The organism is Bradyrhizobium sp. (assembly GCF_049691595.1).
In the GTDB taxonomy this organism is placed as follows: Bacteria; Pseudomonadota; Alphaproteobacteria; order Rhizobiales; family Xanthobacteraceae; genus Bradyrhizobium.
On sequence record NZ_JBAVNZ010000163.1, the window covers coordinates 19972 to 27766 of the forward strand.

The 7795-nt window shown below is 63.7% G+C and carries 9 protein-coding genes; 1 reads left to right on the plus strand and 8 read right to left on the minus strand.

Features of this window, described 5'->3' with window-relative positions:
• Positions 1-268: 268 nt before the first annotated feature.
• On the minus strand, positions 269-1228 hold the full coding sequence (gene miaA, locus WCE35_RS07275) for a tRNA (adenosine(37)-N6)-dimethylallyltransferase MiaA (protein WP_424592669.1): 960 nt from the start codon (positions 1226-1228) through the stop codon (positions 269-271).
• On the opposite strand from miaA, the gene serB reads away from it, so the two are divergent.
• A complete protein-coding gene (gene serB, locus WCE35_RS07280) occupies positions 1206-2114 on the plus strand; it encodes a phosphoserine phosphatase SerB (RefSeq protein ID WP_424592670.1) in 909 nt (302 codons plus the stop codon). The genes miaA and serB overlap by 23 nt on opposite strands.
• Positions 2115-2241: 127 nt before the next feature.
• Here the strand turns inward: serB and WCE35_RS07285 are convergent, their stop codons facing one another.
• The 7 genes from WCE35_RS07285 to WCE35_RS07315 all read right to left on the minus strand — a co-directional run.
• Positions 2242-3750 (minus strand): Do family serine endopeptidase, encoded by a 1509-nt coding sequence (locus WCE35_RS07285; protein ID WP_424592671.1) that lies wholly within the window; start codon positions 3748-3750, stop codon positions 2242-2244.
• A gap of 242 nt (positions 3751-3992) precedes the next feature.
• Positions 3993-4193, minus strand: a complete 201-nt coding sequence (locus WCE35_RS07290) for a DUF2065 domain-containing protein (protein ID WP_424592672.1) — start codon at positions 4191-4193, stop codon at positions 3993-3995.
• An 86-nt stretch (positions 4194-4279) separates the two neighbouring features.
• Positions 4280-5188: a protease modulator HflC gene (hflC, locus tag WCE35_RS07295; protein ID WP_424592673.1), complete on the minus strand. Its 909-nt coding sequence runs from the start codon at positions 5186-5188 to the stop codon at positions 4280-4282.
• Entirely contained in the window at positions 5185-6339 is a 1155-nt protein-coding gene (gene hflK / locus WCE35_RS07300) for an FtsH protease activity modulator HflK (protein ID WP_424592674.1), read from the minus strand. The genes hflC and hflK overlap by 4 nt, the downstream gene beginning before the upstream one ends.
• 168 nt (positions 6340-6507) lie before the next feature.
• Positions 6508-7032 carry a dihydrofolate reductase gene (locus tag WCE35_RS07305; RefSeq protein WP_424592675.1) on the minus strand — a complete coding sequence of 175 codons (525 nt, stop codon included), beginning with the start codon at positions 7030-7032 and terminating at the stop codon, positions 6508-6510.
• A 9-nt stretch (positions 7033-7041) separates the two neighbouring features.
• Positions 7042-7428, minus strand: coding sequence for a hypothetical protein (locus WCE35_RS07310; protein WP_424592676.1), 387 nt, complete (start codon positions 7426-7428; stop codon positions 7042-7044).
• Positions 7407-7795, minus strand: a 389-nt coding sequence (locus tag WCE35_RS07315; protein WP_424592677.1) for a hypothetical protein, incomplete at its 5' end; no start/stop codon positions are given. The genes WCE35_RS07310 and WCE35_RS07315, both read right to left, overlap by 22 nt.

Here is a 7795-nt window from a genome sequence, read left to right on the forward strand (position 1 = left end):
AGAAGTTTAGTAATAATATTACGCATTTGGCGGCTCAAGGTTCCCGAAGGTTGCGCGGGTTATAGCTACCGACCCCCGGAAGTCAAGGCAGGGCGGCATTTGGCGCGATTTGGGTCAATGTAACGGTGTTTCGGGCGTTCGGCGAGTGGGAATTTGCGCAGAAGGGCGCTCAAACCTGCCGGTAATGTCATTCCGGGATGGCTCGAAGAGCCAGACCCGGAATCTCGAGATTCTCCGATGTGCAATTGCACATCGTAGTTCGCTCGTTTTACGAGCGCCCCGGAATGACTCCCGAAATCCATCCCCTCGCCGCTTCCGGCCTCACCCATTCAAATTCCGGCAATTGGTGCCGGAACCAGGTGAATTGCCGTTTGGCATAATGTCGGGTGTCGGCCTGACCGATTTTCGCCGCCTCTTCCCGCGTGATCTCGCCGTTGAGATAGCGGATCAGCGCCGGCACGCCGTGAGCCTTCATCGCCGGCAGCAAGGGATCGAGTCTTCGGGCGGCCAGCGCGGCGACTTCTTGCAATGCGCCGGCGTCCAGCATCGCATCGAACCGGGCATCGATCCGCGCTGAGAGCTGATCGCGCTCGGGCGCGAGAAACAGCGCGCTGAACGTTCCGGGCGGCAGCTGCGGCGGCAGTCCCTCGCGGTGCCAGTCGCCGAGCGCGCGCCCGGTCGCCTCGATCACCTCCAGCGCCCGCGCGATCCGGGTGCGGTCGCGCGGCTTCAGGCGTTCGGCCGATACGGCATCGCGCCACGCCAGTTCGGCATGCAGCGCTTCGACACCGTCGCGCGCGAGCCTTTCCCGCACGCTTTCGCGCACGTCGGCCGGGATCGGCGGCACCGCCGACAGACCGCGGGTCAGCACCTTGAAATAAAGCCCGGAACCGCCGACGAAAATCGGCAGTCGCCTCGACGCGCGCGCCTCCTCCAGCACCTTCGCCGCGTCCGCCACCCAGGCGCCGGCGGAAAAATTCACGGCGGCGTCGACATGGCCATAGAGCCGGTGCGGCGCCAATGCCTCTTCTGCCGCCGTCGGCCGCGCCGTGATGATGCGCAGATCGCGATAGACCTGCATGGAATCGGCGTTGACGATCATGCCGCCGGTTTCTTGCGCAAGCTCGAGCGCGAGCGCCGACTTGCCGCTGGCGGTCGGCCCTGCGATAAGCACGGCCTTGCCCTCAGCCCGCGAATTCGCCCGCATGTCCCTGGTCGCCACGCTCATCTGCAATCCCGCCAACCCCGCACTCGACTCCACGATCGTCGACGGCGCGCGCGCCGTGCTCCCTTCGCCCGGATCAGCGCAATGGCTGTTCGACGAAGTGGCGGTCGACATCCCCTTCGAAGGCCAGATTCCCGTCGACGGCCGCGACATCCGCGCCGTCGAGACCCGTCTCCGCCAGGCGCGCGGCGACCTGCCGATCGACATTGTCGTGCAGCCTGCCGCGGCCCGGCGCAAGAAGCTTTTTCTCGCCGACATGGATTCAACCATGATCGGCCAGGAATGCATCGACGAGCTCGCCGACTTCGCCGGGCTGAAGGCCCATGTCGCAGGCATCACCGAGCGCGCGATGCGCGGCGAGATCGAGTTCGAGCCGGCGCTGCGCGAACGCGTCGCGCTGCTCAAGGACATGCCGGTCGGGGTGGTCGATGAAGTCCTGAACAAGCGCATCAAGCCTACGCCGGGCGGCCGCGAACTGGTCATGACCATGCGCGCGCACGGCGCCTGGACCTGCCTGATCTCGGGCGGTTTTACCCTGTTCACCAGCGCGGTCGCCGCAAGAATCGGATTCCAGGAAAACCGCGCCAACCAATTGAAAGTCCTAAACGGCAAGCTGACCGGCGAGGTCGCCGAACCCATTCTCGGCCGCGCCGCCAAGCTCGCGACGCTGGTCGAACTCACCGAATCCTTCGATCTCGACGCCATCGACACGCTGGTGGCCGGCGACGGCGCCAACGATCTCGGCATGATCGCGGCGGCGGGGCTGGGCGTGGCCTATCATGCCAAACCGGCGGTTGCGGCGGCCGCCGCCGCCCGGATCGACTATGGCGACCTCACCGCGCTACTGTACGCGCAGGGGTATCGGCGCGAGGAGTTTGTGGAGGGATAGGCTCAGCGCCTTCGCGCCGTCATGCCCGGACTTGATCCGGGCACCCATCGACCTTGAAAGAGTCTCGCGAAGCAGATGGATTGCCGGGTCAAGCCCGGCAATGACCAGACGATAGTTTCGTGCCTTCCTACTGCACGCTCAGCGCCACGAAGCGCAATTCGCCCTCGCCGTTGGAGACCAGGAGCAGCACCGACTTCTTGCCGTCCTTCTTGAGCTGGTCGACCCGCTTCTTGATGTCGGCGGCGCTTCCGACCGCTTCCTGCGCCACCTCGACGATGACGTCGCCGGTGGAGAGCCGCTTCTCGGCGGCGTCCGATGAGCCATCGACGCCGGTGATGATGACGCCCTTGACGCTGTCCTTGATCTTGTACTTGGTGCGCAGATCCTTGCTCAAGGTCGCCAGATCGAGGCCGAGCGCCTTTTGCGTCACCGGTTTTTCGGCCGGCTCGTCCTTGGTCTTGGCGGCGGCCTGCTGCACCTTGTCGTTGTCCTCGAGCCGCCCGAGCGTCACCTTGCGGGTCTCTTCGTTGCCCTTGCGGATGATGACGACGTCGACCTCCTTGCCGACCGCGGTGTCGGCCACCACGCGCGACAGGTCCTTCGGATCCTTGACATCCTTGCCGTCGAACTTGACGACGACGTCGCCGGGCTCGATGCCCGCGGGCTTGGCCGGGCCCTTGTCGTCGACGCCCGCGACCAGCGCGCCGCGCGCCGGCTTGATGCTGAGGCTTTCGGCGATCTCGTCGGTGACCTGCTGGATGCGGACGCCGAGCCAGCCGCGGCGCAGCTCGCCGAACTGCCGGAGCTGATCGACCACGCCGACGACCGTCTTCGAGGGCACCGCGAAGCCGAGCCCGATCGAGCCGCCGGTCGGCGAGATGATCAGCGTGTTGACGCCGACCACTTCACCATCGAGGTTGAACAGCGGCCCGCCGGAATTGCCGCGGTTGATCGACGCATCGGTCTGGATGTAGTTGTCGTACGGACCCTGGCTGATGTCGCGGTTGCGCGCCGACACGATGCCGGCGGTGACCGAGCCGCCGAGGCTGAACGGGTTTCCGATCGCGATCACCCACTCGCCGAGACGCAGCTTGTCGGAATCGCCGAACTTGACCGCGACCAGCGGCTTCACCGGCTTGAACTTGAGCACGGCCAGATCGGTCTTCTTGTCGACGCCGACCAGCTCGGCCCGGATCTTGGTGCCGTCGTTCATGATGACGTTGATTTCGTCGGCGTCGGCGATGACGTGATTGTTGGTCACCACGATGCCGGAAGTATCGACGATGAAACCGGAGCCGAGCGAATTGGTCCTGCGCGGCTGCGCCTCGCCGCCCTTGTCGCCACCCTTGGAACCGGGGGCCCGGCGGTTCTTGAAGAAGTCGTCAAAGAATTCCTCGAACGGCGAGCCCGGCGGCAATTGCGGCATCACGCCCCGGTCGCCGCCGCCCCTGGCCTCGACGGTCTGAGAGGTCGAAATGTTGACGACGGCGTCGATCACCTTCTCGGCGACGTCGGCGATGCCGTCCGGCCCCCGCGCGAAAGCCGGCGCCGCCGCAACAGCGCCCGCGACGCCGATCGAAATCGCGGCTCCCATGATGCGCAGGCGGCGGCTCAGGGCTGATCTGGCAGCGGTCATATCGCGTTGTCTCCAGGCAAAACAATCGAAACTGAAGACCCACACTGCGCCCGAACCGGGTTATGGCGCAAGCATTCAGGCCGGATATTCCTGCGAAAAGCCACCCGCCAGCGAGTCACGATCGCGTTGATTGCGCGGGTGATTTGAACCACACTTGCTCCGTCATTCCGGGATGGTCCGAAGGACCGGACCCGGAATCTCGAAATTCCGGGTTCGATGCGTCACGTCTCCCCGGAATGACGTTACCTTCGCACCAGCCAGATCAGGATGAGGCCGGCGACCGCCGATCCGATGCCGACGCCGCGCAGGATATAGTCCGGCGTCACCATCGCGCTCTTCATGGCCCGGCGCATCCAGGCCGGGCTCGCCGCGAACATCAGGCCTTCCAGCACGAACAGGATTCCCACACCGATGAGGAAGTCGGCGAACGCTATGGACCTCATCGGACGGCACCCTCCCGCTGGACGTCTTGGCTTTTTATTGTCGGCGAAGCGGACCCCGCTTCGCCATTGCCTTGTCGTCTTGTCGCTTACGGCTTTGCCGCCGCCGGCGCGGCCGCCGCGGGCGGATGGCCGGACGAATTGCTGAAGAACTTGAAGAAGTCCGAATCCGGCCGCAGCAGGAAGCGGGTGTCGCTGCTCTTCAGCCCGTTTTCATACGCCGTCATCGAACGGTAGAAGGCGAAGAAATCGGGGTCTTTGCCGTAAGCTTCCGCAAACAGCCGATTACGCTCGGCGTCGCCGGCACCGCGGGTTTGCTCCGCCGTCGAATTGGCCTCGGCGATAATGACGGTGGCCTCGCGGTCGGCTCTCGAGCGGATCTCCTGCGCCTTCTGGCCGCCCTGGGCACGGAATTCCGCGGCCTCGCGCTGCCGCTCGGTCTGCATGCGCTGGTATACTGCCTGACTGTTCTGCTCCGGCAGATCGGCGCGACGGATCCGCACGTCGACCACCTGGATGCCGTAACCGTCGGCTTCCTTGTCGAGCTGCTCGCGGATCCGCGCCATCAGCGCTTCGCGCTCGTCGCGCACCACCTTGATGAAGGTCACCTCGCCGAGCACCCGGCGCAGCGAGGCGTTCAAGAGCGTCGTCAACTGGATGTTGGCGGCCTGGATCGAGCCGACGCTCTGATAGAACCGCAGCGCGTTCTTGATGCGATAGCGGGCAAAGGCGTCGACCACCAGCCGCTTCTGGTCCGACGCAATGACCTCCTGCGAGGGGTTTTCCAGATCGAGGATGCGCTTGTCGATCGAGATCACGGTATCGACGAACGGTGCCTTGAAATTCAGGCCGGGCTCGGTGACGACGCGGACCGGCTCGCCGAGCCGAACCACCAGCGCCTGTTCGGTCTGCGACACGGTGAAGACCGAGCTGTAGCCGATGATCAGGACGACAAACAGCAGGATCAGGAAGGCGATGCCTGTGACGGGAGATCTCATCGTGTGGCTCCACCCTGCTGCGGCTGGCCGGTCGTGGCCGGCGCCGCCTGTCGCTTCGGTGTCAGTTCGCTGAGCGGCAGATACGGCACGATGCCCTGCCCCGACGCCGAACCGCCGCCGTCATAGACGAGCTTTTCGGAACCGCCGAGGACGCGTTCCATGGTCTCGAGATAGATGCGCTGTCGCGTGACGTCCGGCGCCTTTTTGTATTCGTCATAGACCTTCAGGAAGCGCGCGCTCTGGCCTTTTGCTTCCGCGACGGCCTGTTGCTGATAGCCCTCGGCGACCTGCAGGATTTGCGCGGCACGGCCGCGCGCGTCGGGGATGACGCGGTTGGCGTAGGTCTGCGCCTCGTTCTGCAGGCGCTCGAGGTCGGCGCGAGCCGCCTGCACGTCGCGGAACGCGTCGATCACCTGCGCCGGCGGATCGACCTTCTGCATCTGCACCTGGGTCACGTGAATGCCCGAGCCATAGCTGTCCAGCGTCCTCTGCATCAGGTCCTGCACGCCGGCCTCGGTGGTGGTGCGGGCGCCGGTGAGGATCGGCTGGATGTTGGAACGGCCGATCACCTCGCGCATCGCGCTTTCGGCGACCGCCTTCACGGTGCCTTCGGGGTTCTGGATGTTGAACAGGTAATTGCCGACGCCGTCCGGCTTGATCCGCCACAGCACGGTGAAATCCACATCGACGATATTCTCGTCGCCGGTCAGCATCAGGCTCTCCTCGGGCACGTCGCGCATGGTGCGGCCACGACGCGCCGGATCCTCGATCAGGGTCATGCCGATGTTGATGGTGGAGACGCGCAGCGCTTTCGGCAACAGCACGCTCTCGACCGGATACGGCAGGTGATAGTTCAGGCCGGGCTGCACGGTGCGGACATGCTTGCCGAAGCGCAGCACCACGCCGAGTTCTTCGGACTGGACCCGAAAAAATCCGGACAGTCCCCAGATCGCCAGCGCGCCAATCAGGACCAGCGCGATGCCCGTGCCGCTGAAATGACCGCCGGGCAGCAGCTGCTGCAGCCGGTCCTGGCCACGGCGCAGAAGGTCTTCAAGATCGGGCGGCCTTGGCCCGACCGATTGCGGACCCGAGCCCCACGGCCCTTTCGGACCCGAGCCCCAGGGGCCCCCGCCTTGATTCTTCCACGGCATCGACAATCTCCTCCGCAGGGCCCGGGTCCGCCGATCTGGCAAGATGCCCGGCCGCGCAACTCTGCCCGGCTTTATAGGGGACCGTTCAGGCCCTTACAACGCAAGCTTGCTCACCGGACGAGCTATGCCTGAAGCCATAATTGTCAATGCAAACATTGGTTAGCGAGGTTAACGCGGATTGCGCCGACGATATGTCACATAGGAAAAGTCGGCACTATCGTCCGGCCCGGCCGGGTTTCGCACCCGCGCCACCTCTTCCCAGTCCCTGGTGTCGATTGCGGGGAAACGCGTATCGCCCGCAGGCCGGGCATGCACTTCGGTGATTTCGAGGCGATCGGCGCAGCCCATCCAATGCGCGTAGATTTCCGCGCCGCCGATGATCGCGATCTCAGTGGTGAAACGCCGCCGCGCGTCGCCCTTGGCAATCGCGCAGGCATCGGCCAGGGAATTGGTCACCACCACGCCCGCGGCGCGAAAAAGGCGGTCGCGGGTAACGACGATATTGGTCCGTCCCGGCAGCGGCCGGCCGATCGAGGCGAAGGTCTTGCGGCCCATCACCACCGGCCTGCCCACCGTCAGCGCCCTGAGGCGCTGCATGTCGGATTTCAGCCGCCACGGCATAGCGCCGCCGGAGCCGATCACGCCGTTCTCGGCGACGGCGGCGATGAGGACGGTTTCGATGGCGTAATTCACAGGCAAGTATTACGCAGCAAGTCGATATATTAGAGCATCATCAATCAGAACGCCATTGATCACGTTGCGGGTGAAGCGGATGGTCGAATTGCCATCCACTCTGACGACGCTGCCCATAGCGGCAAGCATCTTGTCTTTCGGTGGAACAAGCTTGACTCGAGACAAGTCGAGCCTCTTTCGCAAATCCCCTCGCTGGTCCAGCGAGACCGCCAATTCAAGCAAAGCTTGCTGAAGATTTGTCTCAGCCTTCGGCGTGCGAATTACCAATCGCCATTCCTCAATATCAGGAAAAAAAATCCAGGCGGCGGCCGTAACAGGAAATTCGATCTCGTCGAGAATCCGTAGAAGCTCGCGACCCATCTCCACATCAGCATCTACCAGAACTGCCGCAGCCATCTCATAACTCCATATTGCGGGCTTTCGATAGCATCTCGCATTGCAGCCGCTGTAACGGCGTCAATCATATCATAGCGAGACTCAACCGACCACTCGCTCACAATCGACCAACGGACGTCAAATTCAGCATTGTCCCGTTCCGCCTTGAGCAACTCGGACAAACCCGCCAAACCTACCAATTTTCCTATCTCGTGGTCCAAAAAACCCCGCAAGACTGCCTTGTCAGGAACTGTCTCCGCGATCATTTGGCGGGCTATGCAAGCCTTTAAGCCGAGCTCAATTCCATAGCCATACAAATAATATGAATTGGAATAGCGCTGGTTCTCAAACAAAAGTCGAGCGTCTTCGACCTTTGCAGCAGCCAGAC

Excerpts from the sequence above, each read along its gene's own strand:
- serB (WP_424592670.1), top strand. The coding sequence starts at position 1,206 with ATGTCCCTGGTCGCCACGCTCATCTGCAATCCCGCCAACCCCGCACTC.
- miaA (WP_424592669.1), bottom strand. The coding sequence starts at position 1,228 with ATGAGCGTGGCGACCAGGGACATGCGGGCGAATTCGCGGGCTGAGGGC.
- WCE35_RS07285 (WP_424592671.1), bottom strand. The coding sequence starts at position 3,750 with ATGACCGCTGCCAGATCAGCCCTGAGCCGCCGCCTGCGCATCATGGGA.
- WCE35_RS07290 (WP_424592672.1), bottom strand. The coding sequence starts at position 4,193 with ATGAGGTCCATAGCGTTCGCCGACTTCCTCATCGGTGTGGGAATCCTG.
- hflC (WP_424592673.1), bottom strand. The coding sequence starts at position 5,188 with ATGAGATCTCCCGTCACAGGCATCGCCTTCCTGATCCTGCTGTTTGTC.
- hflK (WP_424592674.1), bottom strand. The coding sequence starts at position 6,339 with ATGCCGTGGAAGAATCAAGGCGGGGGCCCCTGGGGCTCGGGTCCGAAA.
- WCE35_RS07310 (WP_424592676.1), bottom strand. The coding sequence starts at position 7,428 with ATGGCTGCGGCAGTTCTGGTAGATGCTGATGTGGAGATGGGTCGCGAG.